This is a genomic window from Roseibium sp. MMSF_3544 (genome assembly GCF_030732845.1).
Lineage (GTDB): Bacteria > Pseudomonadota > Alphaproteobacteria > Rhizobiales > Stappiaceae > Roseibium.
Window position 1 is genome coordinate 86,618 of record NZ_JASHKA010000004.1, and the last position, 17,820, is coordinate 104,437.

15 protein-coding genes and 1 tRNA gene are annotated in these 17,820 nt (G+C 57.0%); 7 read left to right on the forward strand and 9 right to left on the reverse strand.

Translation table 11 applies throughout. The features are described from left to right. Positions 1–36 precede the first annotated feature (36 nt). The 3 genes from RBB47_RS07190 to RBB47_RS07200 form a co-directional block, all read right to left on the reverse strand. A complete protein-coding gene (locus RBB47_RS07190; protein WP_305985088.1) occupies positions 37–1,704 on the reverse strand; it encodes an NAD+ synthase in 1,668 nt (555 codons plus the stop codon). A 97-nt stretch (positions 1,705–1,801) separates the two neighbouring features. Beyond that, a complete protein-coding gene (locus RBB47_RS07195; protein ID WP_305985089.1) occupies positions 1,802–2,335 on the reverse strand; it encodes a response regulator in 534 nt (177 codons plus the stop codon). Positions 2,336–2,499: 164 nt separating this feature from the next. Next, positions 2,500–3,882, reverse strand: coding sequence for a class II 3-deoxy-7-phosphoheptulonate synthase (locus RBB47_RS07200; protein WP_305985090.1), 1,383 nt, complete (start codon positions 3,880–3,882; stop codon positions 2,500–2,502). A 276-nt stretch (positions 3,883–4,158) separates the two neighbouring features. Between RBB47_RS07200 and RBB47_RS07205 the strand changes: the two genes are divergently transcribed. Continuing rightward, positions 4,159–4,890: a VIT1/CCC1 transporter family protein gene (locus RBB47_RS07205; RefSeq protein WP_305985091.1), complete on the forward strand. Its 732-nt coding sequence runs from the start codon at positions 4,159–4,161 to the stop codon at positions 4,888–4,890. A gap of 28 nt (positions 4,891–4,918) precedes the next feature. Here RBB47_RS07205 and RBB47_RS07210 read toward each other — a convergent pair whose 3' ends face one another. After that, positions 4,919–5,512: a gamma-glutamylcyclotransferase family protein gene (locus RBB47_RS07210; RefSeq protein WP_305985092.1), complete on the reverse strand. Its 594-nt coding sequence runs from the start codon at positions 5,510–5,512 to the stop codon at positions 4,919–4,921. Positions 5,513–5,563: 51 nt separating this feature from the next. Here RBB47_RS07210 and RBB47_RS07215 point away from each other — a divergent pair, with 51 nt between their 5' ends. The 3 genes from RBB47_RS07215 to RBB47_RS07225 all read left to right on the forward strand — a co-directional run bounded on the left by RBB47_RS07215 (position 5,564) and on the right by RBB47_RS07225 (position 10,130). Next, the gene (locus tag RBB47_RS07215; RefSeq protein WP_305985093.1) at positions 5,564–6,751 is read left to right on the forward strand and encodes an aminotransferase class V-fold PLP-dependent enzyme; all 1,188 of its coding nucleotides are present in this window, start codon (positions 5,564–5,566) and stop codon (positions 6,749–6,751) included. A gap of 136 nt (positions 6,752–6,887) precedes the next feature. Continuing rightward, entirely contained in the window at positions 6,888–8,381 is a 1,494-nt protein-coding gene (locus tag RBB47_RS07220) for a diguanylate cyclase domain-containing protein (RefSeq protein WP_305985094.1), read from the forward strand. Between the two features lie 204 nt (positions 8,382–8,585). After that, a complete protein-coding gene (locus tag RBB47_RS07225) occupies positions 8,586–10,130 on the forward strand; it encodes a diguanylate cyclase domain-containing protein (protein ID WP_305985095.1) in 1,545 nt (514 codons plus the stop codon). Between the two features lie 61 nt (positions 10,131–10,191). On the opposite strand, the gene gor is transcribed toward RBB47_RS07225, so the two are convergent. From gor to rpiA, 3 genes are all read right to left on the reverse strand, one after another. Next, complete coding sequence (gene gor / locus RBB47_RS07230) at positions 10,192–11,568, reverse strand: glutathione-disulfide reductase (protein ID WP_305985096.1); 1,377 nt, start codon at positions 11,566–11,568, stop codon at positions 10,192–10,194. A gap of 223 nt (positions 11,569–11,791) precedes the next feature. Beyond that, entirely contained in the window at positions 11,792–12,307 is a 516-nt protein-coding gene (locus tag RBB47_RS07235) for a DUF2059 domain-containing protein (RefSeq protein WP_305985097.1), read from the reverse strand. A gap of 57 nt (positions 12,308–12,364) precedes the next feature. Further along, a complete protein-coding gene (rpiA, locus tag RBB47_RS07240; protein ID WP_305985098.1) occupies positions 12,365–13,060 on the reverse strand; it encodes a ribose-5-phosphate isomerase RpiA in 696 nt (231 codons plus the stop codon). A 302-nt stretch (positions 13,061–13,362) separates the two neighbouring features. Here rpiA and RBB47_RS07245 point away from each other — a divergent pair, with 302 nt between their 5' ends. Both RBB47_RS07245 and gph read left to right on the forward strand, forming a co-directional pair. Then, the gene (locus RBB47_RS07245; RefSeq protein ID WP_305985099.1) at positions 13,363–15,060 is read left to right on the forward strand and encodes a methyl-accepting chemotaxis protein; all 1,698 of its coding nucleotides are present in this window, start codon (positions 13,363–13,365) and stop codon (positions 15,058–15,060) included. Between the two features lie 96 nt (positions 15,061–15,156). After that, complete coding sequence (gph, locus tag RBB47_RS07250; protein ID WP_305985100.1) at positions 15,157–15,837, forward strand: phosphoglycolate phosphatase; 681 nt, start codon at positions 15,157–15,159, stop codon at positions 15,835–15,837. A 33-nt stretch (positions 15,838–15,870) separates the two neighbouring features. Here gph and RBB47_RS07255 read toward each other — a convergent pair whose 3' ends face one another. After that, positions 15,871–16,071: a YqaE/Pmp3 family membrane protein gene (locus RBB47_RS07255; RefSeq protein WP_305985101.1), complete on the reverse strand. Its 201-nt coding sequence runs from the start codon at positions 16,069–16,071 to the stop codon at positions 15,871–15,873. Between the two features lie 236 nt (positions 16,072–16,307). Here RBB47_RS07255 and RBB47_RS07260 point away from each other — a divergent pair. After that, positions 16,308–16,382 (forward strand) — tRNA-Val (locus RBB47_RS07260). A 121-nt stretch (positions 16,383–16,503) separates the two neighbouring features. On the opposite strand, the gene RBB47_RS07265 is transcribed toward RBB47_RS07260, so the two are convergent. Continuing rightward, a complete protein-coding gene (locus RBB47_RS07265; RefSeq protein WP_305985102.1) occupies positions 16,504–17,589 on the reverse strand; it encodes a hypothetical protein in 1,086 nt (361 codons plus the stop codon). Positions 17,590–17,820 lie beyond the last annotated feature (231 nt).

The following is a 17,820-nucleotide window of genomic DNA, read 5'->3' on the forward strand; positions in this document are numbered from 1 at the left end:
CGATTGGCAGGAAGGTGGGACGGCTCCGGACTGGTTTCAGCTGCGGTCCCGGAACCGGTTTGTGATTGGGTATCGGCGATCCTTGCCGAAATTCCGTTCTGTAATCTTGACGCCTGGGGGCGCCTGCCGACGCTTGTATTCGGCAATGTAAAGCAAGTGTTCGATCCTGTGAATCAAAGCTTTGTCATGGCCGCGCTTTTCGATGTCGCTAACCGACATTTCCTCTTCCACAAGGCATTCCAGAATATCATCAAGAACGTCATAAGGCGGCAGGGAATCCTGATCAGTCTGGTTTTCGCGCAGCTCGGCAGTCGGAACCTTGGTGATGATGTTGACCGGAATCACTTCGCCTTCGGGGCCAAGCAATCCGTCCGGTTTGTGCGCGTTGCGCCAGGCTGCCAGATGATAGACCTGCGTCTTGTAGAGGTCCTTGATCGGATTATAGCCGCCATTCATGTCACCATAAAGGGTTGCGTAGCCGACCGACATTTCCGACTTGTTCCCGGTCGTCATCACCATACGGCCGAACTTGTTGGAAACGGCCATCAAAATGACGCCGCGCGCGCGCGACTGGAGGTTTTCTTCCGTGGTGTCTTCTTCGGTGCCTGCGAAAAGACCGCTCAGCGCGGACCGGAAACCCTCTACGGGCTCGGCGATCGGCACCGTATCGTACTTGATCCCGAGCGCGGCAGCGCATTTGGCCGCGTCCTCGATGCTTTCTTCGGACGTGTAGCGGTAAGGCAGCATGATCGCATGCACCTTGTCCGCACCGAGCGCGTCAACGGCCATGGCCGCACAGATCGCGGAATCGATCCCGCCGGAAAGACCAAGAACGACCCCAGGGAATCCATTCTTGTTGACGTAATCGCCGAGCCCAAGAACGCAGGCGCGCCAGTTGGCTTCGTCGAGATCGGGGAGTTTCACGGTGTCACCGCGCACGCAGACCCAGGTCTCACCGTCCCGCTTCCAGTCGCTGATGCCGATCGCCGCCTCGAACTGGGGCATCTGGAAGGCGAGCGAACGGTCGGCCTGAAGTGCAAACGAGCCACCGTCAAAGACAAGTTCGTCCTGGCCGCCAAGTTGGTTGCAGTAGATCAGCGGCAAACCGGTCTGAACAACTCTTGAGACAACCACCTGAAGCCGCTCTTCAGCTCGGTTTTCCCAGTAAGGGGATCCGTTCGGCACAAGCAGCAATTCTGCGCCGGTTTCTTCCAGGCACTCGCAAACCTCGTCGTTCCAGATGTCCTCGCAGATCGGCAGACCGATACGAACGCCGCGGAAATCGACCGGTCCGGGCAGCGGTCCTGCCGCAAACACCCGCTTTTCGTCGAAAACACTGTAATTGGGCAGATCATACTTGTAGCGGATCGATCGCACTTCGCCCTGATCCAGCAAGACCACGGCGTTGTAGACCTCGCCGTCGTCGCCCTTCCAGGGCGTTCCGACGATGAGCGCCGGACCGCCGTCGGCGGTTTCCTGTGCAAGCGCTTGGGCGGCTTCCATGCACTGACGCACGAAGGCCGGTTTCAAAACCAGATCCTCGGGCAGGTAACCGGAGAGCATCAGCTCGGAGGACAGTACGAGATCTGCTCCGAGTTCGGCAGCCTCCTTACGTGCCTTGCGGACAAGGTCCGCATTGCCGGCAATGTCGCCTACTGTCGGATTGAGCTGAGCAACCGCCAGCCTGAATTGATCGGATATCATGGGAGCAGCACCGGGACGTGTCGTTTCCCCCTGATGTAGCTGCAAGACCAAACGGTTGCAATCACTCAAATCGGCAAAAACGGACACGCATCGAGCGCTAGAGAAGCGCGAGGCCGGTGTCGTCGTCGGGCTCCGGATCGGCACCCATGCCGGAAATGTCGGTAATGTTGAGCTTGCGGCCCGGGTTCTGATGGCCCGGTCCCATAATGCCTTTGGACCTGCCGTGCATTACCTGGCGTTCCAGGACTTCACCGATATGTTGATACAGGATCGCCGGTGAGATCGGCTTCGCCACAAAGCCGTGAACGCCGATTTTAACGGCTTCAAGGATCGTTGCCCGTTGAGCGTGAGCCGTGATGACGATTACCGGCACCGTGGAGATGACAGGATCCCTGTCACCGCGCAGAATTCGCAGGAATTCATTGCCGCCGAACGGGTTCATGACCCAATCGAGAAGAATGACATCGGGCTTCCGGTCAACGACCAGTTCAAGCGCTTCGGCGCCATCGCTTGCCTCAAAGACAGAGCGGATGCCAAAGCCGGAAAGGACAGACCGCAGGATCGTTCGCATGTGAGGGTTGTCTTCTGCAATCAGGCAGGAAACCCTGGACAGATCCCACTTTTCGCGCATTTGAAATTCTCCCCGGTCGAGCGCCGCACAGACACAGGTATGGGGAGTGAGCGTTAAACGAGACTTACCCGCCGCGACGAAACTTCGTAAAATTTATCGAAAAAACCAAAAAAGGGCGACCCGGGCCGCCCTTTAAGTTAACGCGTCGTAAGCGCCTGCAATTTCTACGCGCTGGCAGCAATCGGCTCAGCCTGACGGCCGTCGCGTTCCTTCTTCAGGTTTTCGGCAATCAGGAAAGCGAGTTCCAGCGCCTGATCGGCATTGAGACGCGGATCGCAATGTGTGTGATAGCGATCGCCGAGTTGTTCTGCCGTCAGGGCCCGGGCACCGCCGGTGCATTCGGTGACGTTGCGTCCCGTCATCTCCACGTGCACACCGCCCGCATGCGTTCCTTCAGCGCGGTGCACTTCAAAGAAGGCCTCCACTTCCTTCAGAATGCGGTCGAAGGGGCGTGTTTTGTAGCCGCCGGCGCTGATAGTGTTGCCGTGCATCGGATCACAGGACCAGACGACAGTCTTGCCTTCACGCTCCACCGCGCGAACAAGCTGCGGCAGGTGATCGAAGACCTTGTCCGCACCGAAGCGCGCAATCAGGGTCAAACGGCCGGGCTCATTTTCCGGGTTGAGGATGTCGATCAGCTCGATGAGCCCGTCCGGTGTCAGCGACGGTCCGCATTTCAGACCGATCGGGTTCTCGATGCCTCGGAAGAACTCGACATGGGCGTGATCCGGCTGGCGGGTCCGATCGCCGATCCAGAGCATGTGCCCGGAGGTCGCGTACCAGTCTCCGGACGTGGAATCGACACGGGTCAAGGCCTCTTCGTAGCCGAGCAACAAGGCTTCGTGGCTGGTGAAGAAATCGGTCCCGCGCATTTGCGGTACATTTTCAGAGCTGATGCCGCAGGCCCGGATGAACGCGAGCGCTTCAGTGATCCGGTCCGCCAGCTCTTTGTATCTGTGACCCTGCGGGCTGTCGGAGATGAAGCCGAGCATCCACTGGTGAACCTGATCGAGATCGGCGAAACCGCCCTGCGCAAAAGCGCGCAAGAGGTTCAGCGTCGCAGCGGACTGGCGGTAGGCCATGGCCATCCGGGTCGGATCCGGAATCCGGCTGTCGGACGAGAAATTGATGTCGTTGATGATGTCACCGCGGTAGCTCGGCAATTCGACATCATCTTTCTTTTCCACGTTCGAAGAACGGGGTTTTGCGAACTGCCCGGCAATACGGCCAACCTTCACCACGGGCTGGCTGGCAGCATATGTCAGGACGACCGACATCTGCAGGAACACCCGGAAGAAATCACGGATGTGGTCCGGATGATGCTCTGCAAAGCTTTCGGCGCAGTCGCCGCCTTGAAGCAGGAAACCGTTTCCGGCCGCAACGTCGGCAAGCTGTTGTTTCAGCGCACGCGCCTCACCGGCAAAGACCAGCGGCGGATAAGTCGACAGGCGCTGCTCAACACTCGCCAGGGTCTCTTGATCCGGGTATTCCGGAACCTGCAAGATCGGCTTCGATCTCCAAGTCTCCGGGCTCCACTTCTCCGCCATTTTTCCTACTCCTACTGGACCTTGAATGCGTTCTCTTCTGCGAGTGAAAGGTCCGCGACATTTTCATTCGTTTCCGTTCGCCCGATTGAAGCAAACGTGCGGCGTTATACACGCCGATGGGCGGTAACGCCACAGGGTAATCTTGCAAAAATGCGCTGACGCCAGGATGGATTTTGCGTCGCTCGCCAATCCACGGATCGACGCAGCTTGACACGGATCATGGCATCTCGCGCCGTTCCTGATCACCCTGTTCCCAGATCAACATAGGACAGCCCCATGCCAACTCCAAGACTGGAGCACAGCCACAGGCCGGCCGACATTGCCTCAAGGCTTTCGGAGGAACCGCAGGCAAGTTATCTGCGCGACTGGATTTATGGCGGTATTGATGGCGCAGTCACGACATTCGCAATCGTTGCAGGAGCCGTCGGAGCTGCCCTTTCGCCCAAGATCATCCTGATCCTCGGCGTTGCCAATCTTCTTGCGGACGGTTTCTCCATGGCCGCAGCAAATTACAGCGGCACCAAATCCGAAGAAGAAGATTACGCCCGCCTGCTTGCTATCGAAGAAAAGCACATTGCCGTTGCCCCGGAAGGGGAAAAGGAGGAAATAAGGCAGATCTTCCGGTCGAAGGGATTTGAGGGCGAGGACCTCAATGACCTTGTCCGACTGGTCACTTCCAACAGATCGACCTGGATCGAAACAATGATGCAGGCCGAATACGGCATGTCCTCGACCTCAAGATCGCCGGTCAAGGCGGCTCTGGCGACCTTCGTTGCGTTTGCCGTGTGCGGCAGCCTGCCGTTGCTGCCGTTTCTGTTCGGCCTCGGCGCAACCGCAATCTATACAACTGCCCTCACCGCGCTCGCCTTTTTCCTTATCGGCTCGATCAAAGCACGCTGGTCGACAAAAAACTGGGTCTGGTCGGGGTTGGAGACAACCGCCATCGGATTGTCCGCGGCCGGAATTGCCTACGTCGTCGGCTACTTGCTGCAAGGCCTGACAGCATAGGTCATCAAAGGATTGAGTGCGCCGTCGCCTAGGACATGTCGATGAAGCTCAGGTCTCGCCGAGACATGGCCTCATCAATGGCGCCGATCACCATATCCGGCAACGAAACAGCGCGCGGATAAGCCGGGCGGTGCCGGTCGCGCAGCACCGGTACGTGCCAGCCGTCGGTCGATTCCAGAAAATGCTCGATGCCGTCCTCGCCCCAGAAGCGAAAGAACCCGGCAAGCACGCAGTCCAGGTAACTCTGCAAAATGGGATGATCCTCAGTTCCCCAGCGATGATGTTCGGGGGCGGCAACGAAGACAAACAGGTCATCCGGACCCTGCTTCTGTTCGGCTTCGCATCGAAACGCCTCGCCCACCGCCTCGACCTTGCGATAGCGCTTTTCCCGTTTTTCGAGATCTTCCAGTCTGGAGCGCGGCTCACGCACCATGACACCCCAGATCTCTTTGTCCGGATCCTCCCGCACGCTAAGCGCACAGCGGCCCTGCCCGTTCTGTCCCATACCGCAGACACGCCACTCACGCACCCAGCCGCGCAGCTTTCCAGGGGTTGCTTCCGCATTTGCCGGGATGGTGTCGAGATTGACGAGGGAGCCATAACCGAAATATGTGATCGTCATAGAGTGCAGTTCTTTTGTCTTTAAAAACGGAACGCCAAACCGAGGGTTGCCATGATAGTCCCATCCCTTTCCCGGCAGGATGTCGCGGTTTTACGTGAGGATACCCCCGGTGTAAGTCAACTGGTACACTTTAACAACGCCGGAACGGGCCTAGCCCTCAAACCTTCTCTCGATGCCGTGAAGGAACACCTGGACCTCGAGGCCCGCATCGGTGGATACGAGGCAGCTGCTGCGGCCAAGGCCAGGATGGACGAGTTCTACACCGCGCTCGCCGCCTTGCTCGGATGCCAGCCTTACGAAATCGCCTACGTGGAAAACGCCACCAGAGCGTGGGACATGGCCTTTTACGGGATCGACTTTCGCGAAGGGGACCGGATCGTCACCGGACGCGCGGAATATGTGTCGAATTACGTCGCCTTCCTTCAGATGAAGCAACGAAAGGGTATCGAAATCGACATTGTCGAAGACGATGCAAGCGGCCAGATTGACCTGCGTGGATTGCAGTCAGCCATTGGTGCAAAAACCCGACTTGTCGCCCTCACCCATATCCCGACATTTTCCGGCCTGATCAACCCCGCGGAAGAGGTCGGGGAAATTGCGCGCACGGCCGGCGTGCTCTATCTGCTCGATGCCTGCCAGTCTGCCGGTCAAATCCCTCTCAACGTCAACGACATCGGCTGCCATATGTTGTCCGGGACCGGGCGCAAGTATTTGCGCGGGCCGCGCGGCACAGGTTTCCTTTATGTCAGCGATGCCGTCCTTGACCAGATAGACCCCCCTTTCATCGACCTTCAGTCGGCGAACTGGATCGATGAGGCAACCTATGAACTTGTGCCGCACGCGTGCCGGTTTGAAACGTGGGAACGCTATGTTGCGGGCCAGATCGGTCTAGGGGCGGCTGTTTCCTATGCCATCGGCTTTGGAATGGAACGGATCGGAAACCGGATCTGTGGCCTTGGTGCTCAATTGCGATCGGAGCTGTCCGGACACAGCGAAATCGCCATTCACGACAAGGGTGCGCGCAAGGGTGGCATCGTGTCCTTCACTTACTCGAACGAACCTGCTTCACAGACGAAAGCACGCCTTTCGGAGGCGGCAATAAACGTCTCGGTGAGCCAGGCCTCGTCTGCTCAAATCGACCTGCCTCACAGGGGACTGTCATCGGTGGTTCGTGCGTCCTTGCACGCATTCAACACCGAAGAGGAAATAGAACTATTCGTTAAGGCTCTTGTAAAATAGAGCTCATCAATTGTCCCCCGAATGGGTTTGAGTACGCGACGTTAAGTTTCCCCTGTTATTCAATTTGAGGGACAGAAACGGGGCGACGAACTTGTTCGGCAGCAGACAGAAGAACGGCAATTCAGGTGCGCCGGTGATGAACCGCAGCGCCGCCGGCCAGCGCATCAGGGTCTGGATTTTCGGCCTTGCCGCACTGCTCATTGTGCTGTCTGCCTCTTCTCTGACGTTTATTGCCTTTCTGGCCTGGGCCGAAGGTGACCGGCAGGCACTGGAGGGCGACAAAAGTCGGTTTACGGGTGCTTTGCAGTCTTACCAGAAGCTCATTGCGGTCGATCAGACGGGACTGGCCCAATGGGATACGACATTCAGCGCGCTTCAACGTCCCGTGGACCGGGACTTTCTTGAAAACGAACTGATTGCCGATCTTTGGGACCAGTTCAACCTTGAGCGGACGTTCATTGTCGGCACGGATGGCAACCTGATCGCGCAAGCCTTGCAAGACAACACGCGCTTTCCGAAGGAAGCCACGGCTACCGATCCGGTTATCAGGCAACTCGCCGAACAAACGCGTGAACGTTTCGAGGCGCGCAAGCGCCAGTCGAATTCTGCCTTTGCCGAATGGTATCTGCCTCAGTCGGTCCTTCTGGAAGTCTCCAGTTCGGCCTATGCGACCATCGACGGGCAACCTGCCCTTCTCGTCGCGGTCCCGATCCTTCCCGACTATGGGCGCGTGAGATTGACCGGCGACTATCCGGCAGTCCTCGTCAATGCGGTTCACATCGACGACGTGATGATCGCCGACTTGAACGATACGCTGAACTACCGCGATCTGCGCTTTCATTCGGGAGCACCCGAGCGCATGCACCCGACCAACCACCTGATTTGGGCCGCCGACGGATCAATCCTGGGGTACTTCCGGTGGGACCATGCCAAAATCGGACACCAGATCTGGCTCATGGCGCTGCCACTGATTGCGCTCATAACGATTGTGATTTCACTCGTGGCGTTTGCCGCGGCAGCAAAAATCAGCCGCACGTCCACGAAGCTCGAGGAAAGCGAACGCAAGAACCATTACTATGCGCATCACGACGCGCTGACCGGGCTGCCGAACAGGCATCATTTTGCCGACCGCCTCGCCTATTCGATCGACGGACTTCCGGATCAGGGTTTTGCGATTTTTGCTTGCGATCTTGACCGGTTCAAGCCGGTTAACGACACGTTTGGACATGAAGCGGGAGACAAGGTGCTGCGATGCGTCGCCGACCGTTTCGAGCGCCAATTCGGCAAGGATGCGGTTGTCTGCCGGATTGGCGGCGACGAATTCATTGTCTTGCTGACGGAGTACCAGAGCCTCGACGAGCTGGGACACCTTGCCGAAAAACTCAAATCCGCAATCGCTGACCCGATCGACATCGGAGGTGGCGAGAGCGTCAAAATCGGCTTGAGCGTTGGTATTGCGACGGCACCTGAGTGCGGCCTCGATGACAAGGAGCTGATCCGCATGGCAGACATGGCCCTTTATCGCGCGAAAGAAAGCGGTCGGAATGCGGTCGAATTCGCGGCACCAATCTACTTGTCCGCCCACTCTGACGAGAAGCAGCTCGACCTGAAACCACAATCCAACTTGTAGATTTCGGTAGTTTTTAAATTAAATACAACTAGAACTTTTACTTGTAATTATTCCCAATAAACCAAATCAACATCACTTCTTTTTGAGTTAAAAGTACGAAACCAACCAAATATTGGTACGTCTCGTTAATTTATCCAAATTATACTTTTCAGAATACAATCAGCATGTCGGAAATTCGTTCGACCTTCGCCAAGAGACTGCAATTTGACTGAATTCCGGAGACGATACAGCGATCAAGCGCCCAAGCTCGCACGGCAGCATATTTCGCGGCTTGCGTTCCTGCTTGCTGCGCTCCTGATCGCTGTCACTTCTGTTTCCCTGATGTTTGTGGGCTTTGTGGCGACCCGCGCCTCAACCCAGCAGGCGATCGAAAACGAGAAACGCCTGTTTCAAAGTGTTCTTTCGGATCAGTTGCGGGCCATTGTTCGAGAGCAGATCAGGGTGACGTCCTCAGACACTTCCGTCGAAAAGCTGGTGCGCTCCTTTAGTCCGGATTACGTGCAAAGCAGCTTCGACAGACTTTGGACGGTTTACGGCCACAGCAAGATCATGCTGATTTCGGGAGGCGGAAAGGTCCTGGCAGAATCGTTCGAAGACTACACGCACATTATCGAGCGTCCTTTGGGCGAAGTTCCGGAATTGCAGACCATCGCCGACAAACTGAACTCGAAATATGCAATGAACCGGGTGCGGGTTCCGGGCGGTTATGGCCACTTGTCTCTTCAGGGCAGCGACCCGGAAACCTATGCGATGATGGGTTTTGTTCGAATAGACGGCAAACCCGCTCTTTATGGCGCCATGCCTGTCATTCCGGACAAGTTTGAAAAGACGCTGCCTGACGGGCCCCCAACCATACTGCTGTCTGCACGCTACATCGACGATGCGCTCTTGAAGACGATCAACTCGCAGCTGGATTTTGCCGGGTTCAGTTTCTCAGAAAGCGCGACACTTTCTGCCGAGGTGCCGTCGCTGCCGGTTGCCAATGAAAGCGGCGTTCCCGTCGGTGCGTTCCAGTGGGATAGCGACTCCGCCAGCACATCGCTCTGGCCGACGATCATTCCTGTTATCGCGCTCCTCAGCGTCGCGCTTGCGGCCATGGCGTTTGGCATTGCCTGGCGCATCGGACAGCTGACGAGTTCACTCCAGGCAAGCGAACGCCAAAACCGTTTTCTGGCGTTGCACGACACGCTGTCCGGGCTGGGCAACCGGTTGCTCTTCAACCGGGTCATGGAGACGTCGGTAAAGGAACTCCCGGACAAGAGCTTTGCAGTCCTGCACTGTGACCTCGACAAGTTCAAGTTGGTGAATGACACCTACGGGCATGCAGCCGGCGACACTGTCATCAAAACGGTGGCAACGCGCCTCCAGGAGGTCATCGGCAATCACGGTCTGGTCTGCAGGATCGGCGGCGACGAATTCATGGTGATCTACCGCAAGGCAACCTCCAGGAACCACTTGAGTTCCCTCTGCGGAGATCTGATCTCGTCTGTCCACAACCCAATTGCACTCTCAGACGGCAACACGGCGCAAGTCGGTCTGAGCATCGGCATTGCCCTTGCACCTGACGATGGCACCGACCCGGAACAGATCATCTGCCTGGCTGATGCTGCGCTCTACCACTCCAAGGCGCTTGGTCGCAGCCGGTATACGTTCCACTCAGACGTGCCAGCCGGAAACGGCGGCACGCCGGCGGAAACACTTTCCGGCCACGATGCACAAGAGGACGCCCAGAGGGAACGGTCAGCGTGACACGCCTTTGAACAGAACTGTTCCCCGACGCTAATCCAGCCGTCCGGCAAAATTTATCTGTTCAGCCCCGCAACTGTTCCGTCGGTTCACGCATTGTGACCAGTTCTTCCGCAGCGGTCGGGTGGACAGCGATTGTCTTGTCGAAATCCGCCTTGGTTGCCCCCATCTGCAGCGTCACGCCGAGGATCTGGGCCAACTCGCCCGCATCTGGTCCGACAACATGGACGCCGAGCACTTTTTGCGTGTCGGCATCGACAATCATCTTCATCAGCATCTTTTCGTCGCGACCGGACAAGGTGTGTTTCATCGGCCGGAAGGTGGACTTGTAGATGTCAAGGTTTGGCGTGCGCTCAAGGGCCTCGTCCTGCGTCAAGCCGACTGTTCCCATTTCGGGCTGCGAAAAGACCGCCGTTGCAATCAGGCTGTGGTCGACCGTCCAGGGCTTGTCGCCAAACACCGTGTCGGCAAAGGCGTGTCCTTCACGGATCGCCACGGGCGTGAGGTTCGCGCGATCGGTCACGTCCCCAACCGCATAGATTGAGTCAACACTGCTTCTGGAATCACCGCGCACCCTGATTGCACCCTTGGCATCCATTTCGACGCCGACCTGTTCCAGTCCGAGATCCTTGGTGTGCGGATTACGGCCGATGGCGAACATGATCTTGTCCGCTTCGAGCGCCTGACCGGACTTGGTGTGACCCGTCAGCGATCCGTCGGCATGTTTTTCTATGCTGGAGAACGTGTCGCCCAGAATGACCTTGATGCCCTTCTTTTCCATTTCCTGGCGCACGGTGGTACGAAGATCCATGTCAAACCCGCGCAGGATCTCCTCGCCGCGGTAGATGAGCGTCGTATCCGCGCCAAGGCCATTGAAAATCCCTGCGAACTCGACGGCAATGTATCCGCCACCGGCAACGATGACCTTGCGCGGCAGCTCTGCCATGTGAAACGCTTCGTTCGACGTTATGACGTGTTCGATGCCCGGGACGCTGTTGTCGACGTTCGGCGAAGCGCCAACCGCGACCAGAATGTACTTGGCCGTCAGGGTTTGCCCTGTCGACAGGAGACGCACCGTGTGCTCACCTTCGATCACCGCACGGCTGTCGTGCACTTCGACGTTGGTCCGTTCCAGATTGCGCCGGTAAAGCCCTTCCAGACGCGTGATTTCCTGATCCTTGGCAGCAATCAGCTTTTCCCAAGAAAAGCTGCGTTCGCCGACTGACCATCCGAAACCTTCGGCATCTTCAAATTCTTCGGAGAATTTGGAGGCATAAACAAAGAGCTTCTTGGGAACACAGCCGCGTATGACGCACGTTCCACCATACCGGTACTCTTCAGCGATACCGACACGCGCACCATGGGTCGCGGCGATCCGCGCCGCGCGGACACCACCCGATCCGCCGCCAATAACAAAGAGATCGTAGTCGAAGTCGCTCATTTTTGCCTCTTATCAAACTTTCCGACCAAGTGATGGGTCGGACATCCCAGCCAGCCCGCAGATAAGCGGTGGATTTTTCCTTACAAGGTTTTCGTTCGCGGCTGTTTTAGCGGAAGAAAGCAAGATTGTCCGCCATGCAAACGAATTGGGCCGCTTTCGCGGCCCTCACACCGGTCAAATTGCCGGCATCAATTCTCTGTGTGGTGCGTGTGACGCCGGAGGCTTACTGGCCGCCGTTGCGCTTAACCAGCTCTTCCTGAACCATCGTTACCATTTCGGTGGAAATCTTGTCCTGCCATTCGCGGGCTGCACCGACGGACACCTGCGTGACGACCGGTACTTTGTTGGTCAGTTTCTGGCCAAGTTCAGTGGCGTAAAAGACGGCAAGTTCCTTGAGCTCTTCCTCGGTGAAGTTCTCGGCCCAGGTCTGGTAGACCTTCTGGTTCAGCTCAGACCGCTTGGACGCAAGCTGAATGGCCACCTCTTGGGTGATTTCAATGATTTCTTCCGCACGTGTCGGGTCCGCCTGCACGAAAGCGGTGCGGGTCTGTTCCGCAAGAAGCGGCAGAATGTTATCGAACGGCTCCATTACTCTGGTGACTTCCGCAACCTTTTTGGCAGCCTCCAGATGGCTCTCGGAAATGGTGTCCTGCGCATATGCCGCGCTTGCCAGAAACCCCGCTGCGGTCATTACCGCGCCTAGCACAGCAGCCCGCGGGAATGCTTTTTTCAGTGTCATTTTTCTACTCCTAGGCGGCCATCCGTCTCGTGTCCGGGAAAGCCATATTCAAGTAAATCAAGCAGGCGTAACGGTCTTTACCCCATCAACGCCTGCCACGTAAGCCTTAGTTGCGAGCCCGATGAAGAGACCGTGTTCCACGACACCGGGTATTTCGTCGAGCCGGTTAGCGAGAGATTGTGCCTCTGTTATGGCTTCAAGATGGGCATCCAGAATGTAGTGGCCGCCATCGGTGACAAACGGCTGTGCCTCACCTCCACGCAAAACCAGCGTCTGTGGCAATCCGAGATCTCCAAGAGTGCGCTCGATAGCGTTTCTGGTTGCACGAAGGCCAAAGGGCACGACTTCGATCGGCAGCGGAAAGCGGCCAAGGACTTCCACCTGTTTGCTGTCGTCGGCGATCACCACCATACGTTCACTTGCAGCCGCTACGATCTTTTCGCGCAAATGCGCGCCGCCGCCGCCCTTTATCAGGGCAAGCGAAGGGTCGAACTCATCCGCCCCATCGATGGTCAGGTCAAGCTCCGGGAGCTCGTCAAGCGTTGTCAGCTTGATGCCGAGCTCGGTGGCAAGCGCGCGTGTTCGCTCAGAGGTTGGAACGCCGATAACGTCCAGTCCGTCATTCACGCGCTCTGCAAGCGCGCGCACAAATAATTCGGCCGTGGAACCCGATCCGATTCCCAGCCGCATCCCTGAAGTTACGTCTTGGGCGGCACGTTCTGCGACCTGCTGTTTGTACTGAACGCTCATCATCTTTTCCTTCAGCCGCCACCCGAGCGGAGGAGTTGCGGCAGGTGATCTTCTTTGGGTCGCCGGGTGCTTAACATGGCCGACCTCCGCCGGTCCAGTGACATTCCCCAATTCACCGAGGAAACCGCCGAAAACGGCACGAAGATACGAATTCATTAACCATGATTTTAGATTAACGGGAGAGAATGCTTCGACTTTTCTGAGATTTGACAGCGCGGTCTCACATGAATCTCTTTCGATACAGATCCAGACACAAGCAAGATCAGTCAAACCAGCCCGACGATACCGCTCCCCTTGAGGAAAGCGTGACGGCTGAGGACACCCCAGAGGATGAGTCTCAAGCGTCCGACAAGATGGAGTTTGTGCTCGATAGCCTAGAAGACGATCTGCAGGTTGCGGCGAAGACGATCAGTGTTGCGGCAGCCAAGGTGCAGGACCGTCTCGTAAACCAGATGGACACGCTGGGAACGATCCGCAACGACACGCAGTCTCTGGCTGACCAGTCAGCCATTGCCGACGAAAACGCCTCGGGGCTGGCCACATCCATCCGGGAGCTGTCGGCTTCCAGCAGCGAGATCGGGTCGCAGGTCGAGGTATCCAATCAGCTCGCTGATGAAGCGCGCGAGATCGCGGATCAGGCCAATCAGGGCGTCCTGGAACTGAAACACGCGATCGACGATATTGCGAATGTCGTCAGTCTGATTTCCGATATCGCCAAGCAGACCAACCTCCTTGCATTGAACGCGACCATTGAAGCGGCAAGAGCCGGAGAAGCTGGCCGCGGATTTTCCGTTGTTGCCAGCGAAGTCAAGGCTTTGTCGGTCGAGACCCAATCCGCAACCGAACAGATTGTCGCCAACATTGAAAAACTGAACCACTCCGCCGAGCACAGTCTTGGCTCGGTCAACCAGATCATCGACGTTATCGGCAAGATCCGTCCAAGCTTCGCAGCTGTTGAAGAGGCCGTCCGTTCGCAGGTGGATACGACCAATCTCATTGGAGAACAGGCCAATAAAACAGCCGACTTTGCCCAGGAAGTGGTTCGCAAGGCACAGGCAATCACGGAAAGTGCCGTCACGGCTGAAGAAGGCGGTACACTTGCCCGCGAAACCGGGTCACAAATGAGCGCCGCTTCTGGATCTCTCAGAACCCGGTTCACCATGATGATCCGGCAGACCGGGCTCGGGAACCGGCGCAAGCACGACCGCTTGCCGGTCAAGCTCACCGGAACCGCATCGAATGGCCAGCGTTCCGCCAGCATCGAAACTCTCGACATTTCAGAAGGCGGACTGCTGTTCAAATCCGAGGCTGACGCCGGTTTCATGCAAGGCCAGATCGTGACGCTTGAATTGACCGGCCTTGGGACCGTACCCGCACGCATCGTCGCCATTTCGGACAATGGCTGTCACTGTTGCTTCCAGGATCCGGCCCCGCAATTTGAGGACGCCTTGCGGCGCAAGATCAGCGCCATTCATGATAACCATGCGCTCGAGGTTGAATGCGCACAAGCCGGCGCCAAGCGGATCGCAGCCGCGATGGAAGATCTCGTCGAACGCGGCGCTCTTGGCTTCGATGACCTGTTCGATACGGACTACCAGCCAATCGAAGGCACAAATCCGGCACAGGTTGCGACACGAGCGCTGAGGCATCTGGAAGGCATTTTGCCGGAGATCCAGGAAGACATTCTGTCAAACGGTAAAGATCACGGCATGGCCTTTTGCGCCTCGGTCGACCGCAACGGCTATCTGCCGGTCCACAACCTGGTCTTTTCGAAGCCGCAACGGCCCGACGATCCAGTCTGGAACACGGCCAATTGCCGGAACAAGCGGATTTTCGACGATCGGGCCGGGCTCAGCGCGGCCAGAAACACGCGCCCTTTCCTGATCCAGTCCTATGCACGCGACATGGGCGGCGGCAACATCGTCTGGATGAAAGAGATCGACGTGCCGATCCTTGTGCGTTCCCGGCACTGGGGCGGCTTCCGGACCGCCTACAAACTCTGACTTGCCGATACCTTGAAAGCGATGAACGCTGACACCCTTGCGGTTGGCGTTTGATCCGGCTAGGCAGAGGTTCCAACAGTCCTGCTTGAGGGTTTCATGTCCGTTCTCGTCTTTGACCTGGATGGCACCTTGGTGTCATCGATGGAAGATCTTGTCGCCACGCTGAATGTTGTGCTTTCGGCAAACGGACACCAGGAAGTTCCGCAGGAGGACGTCGTTCCGATGGTCGGAATGGGGGCCAGGGTTCTCATTCAACGCGGGCTGGAGTTCAATGATGTCGTCTGGACGGATGAGATGGTTGAGCCTTTGTTCAGCCAGTTCCTTGACCACTATGCGGCCAACATTGCTGTGAGAACCAGACCGTTCGACGGTGTCGTTGCCGCCCTCACCTCGTTCAGAAACGACGGCTGGAAACTTGCCGTGTGCACCAACAAGGCGGAACGACTGACGCTGCCGCTGCTCGACGCGCTCGATCTATCAGATCACTTCGATGCGGTCGTTGGCGGCGATACCTTCAGCAACTCCAAACCCCATGCCGAACCGGTCCACGGCGCCATCGCGCGCGCCGGGGGACAGGTCGAGGGTTCGATCATGATCGGTGATAGCGGTACGGATATCAGTGCAGCCCGGAACGCCGGCATTCCTGTCATCGCGGTCGATTTCGGATACACGCCGGTGCATGTCTCCGAACTCGGTCCGGACAAGGTCATCTCCCACTTCGATGACCTGGCTGCGGCGGTCAGGAGCGTGTCGCAGACGGTGGGCCAGAGCGACTAGCCCACGACACCTGCAGCTAGCAATCCGCTCGTCTTAGAGCGGGCTGCCTTCGTGGCGCGCTTCGGCGATCTTCTTGTCGGTCTGGTATTGGCTCAACGCGTAAACCGCCCAGATTGCGGCCGGAATCCAACCGATCAGCGTGAGTTGCAGTATCAGGCAAAACAGCCCCTGAAACGGCCGGCTAATCGTAAAGAAAACCAGAAAAGGCAAAAGGATAGCGATAATCAGGCGCACGCTTTGATCTCCATGTGATACGTCTTAGGAACGCAAAGGGACGATAGACGCTACCTTTTCGATCCGGACCGTATGTAGATATCCCGGTGCCGTTTCTCAACCGGGGCGGGCATTTCAAGCAATCTGCTTTGTGTTGATTATCCATCCATCGAGGCGCCAAGGACGCGGCGGGCCCGATCAAAAAAGCCTTGCCATCAAGACCATGATCCCTTAGACACCCGCCATCCAGCCATAAGGGGCGATTAGCTCAGCGGGAGAGCGTTCCGTTCACACCGGAAAGGTCATTGGTTCAATCCCAGTATCGCCCACCATTTTCCATCTTCGCGTAAGACTACACACCGGCGCTTTGCACGACTAAGCCAGTGTGGTGATTGAAAAACCCACACTGGCAACAGAAACTTAGCCGTTCACCCTGTGTCGGTTGACTCAGTCCTAGTGACGCCGGTTGGCAGCACTTGCCGCCCGCTGCTTGAGTTCGTTTCTCTGATTGTCGAGATCGGTAAGAGCAACACCGACTTCCAGCCAGAGTTCCTGCAGCGTCTTATAAGTCATGAAATCCTGCATCGCCGAATTGAAGGTTTCCGTGTTGCCGCGAAAGTCAAACAACTTGTAGGTTGTCGGAACCATATCCGTGAAACTCTTCCGATGGATCTCATCTCTGATCCTTGCCTGCAATCTCAGCGTCTGGTCCATCACATCGCCGGCCAGTTTGTTGACGGACTGGTCCAGCATTCCATCGATGGACGCTCCCTTCGCCTTTACCTGCCTCAAAGCCTCGTCCAGAAGCGTTTGCTTGTTGTAGGCCCTCGTGTCGCTCATGATGAATTTGGAAATGACACCGACGGTCTGTGCACTCAGAAAGCGATAGCCGGGAGCCGGCGCGGCGAGAAACATGCCCGGGCTCATCGTAGTCGTAAAGATGCTCCTCGACATGACGGGTGCCCCGGTCGCCGAATTCAAAAGACTTTTGTCAACCTCGTCGCCCGGAACACTGAGAAGGGAAAACGCAACCATCAGAAGAATTTCCTCTCCGAGATCGCTTATAGGCGGAAGACTGCCGTCCCTCGCCGACGTAATGATCCTCTTGACCACCGTGACGGACAGTCCGGCCATTATGCGGCACATGGCACCGGTCAAGTAAGCTTCGTACGCGGTCCCCGCAGCCAGCCGGCTGGTAAGTCCTACGGGCGCTGCAAGAACTCTCGATCCGACCTGAAGCGCTCTTTGTCCGTTTTGAAGCAGAACCCCCATCCGAGTCGTAGCGCCGGCAACGGTTGTCGCCTCGGCGGCGCCAGCGCTTCCTGCCGCCGCGACCGATCCAAGATGCGTGGCCAGGCCGGCCGTTGCCGCTGTCAGCACAGCCGTGACAAATGTCGTTTCAGCAACGCGGGAGCCGGAAAACCACAACTCGAACCCCTCGAGCATGTGGTCTTGCACATACTGGGCGTTGTCCCGGTACATAACGACAAGATCGGAAATCAAGCGCCGCTGCGTCTCTATGGTCATCGAACGTGGCATAAGACTGCTCCTTAAAACAAAATTCAATTGTTACTTCAAAGCAAATACTGAAATCTTTATCTGAAATATTCGTTCGACGAGCTGTGATGACAATCACTAAAACTTCGTTGTGATTGTTGGATACAGGGCAACATGAATTTAGACTTTTGCAAAAGCGATAAATACTTTAAGTTGATTACTTAAGATCACGCTGTCACGCAGGTTGTATTTTTGCAAAGCTGAGCAAGGTGG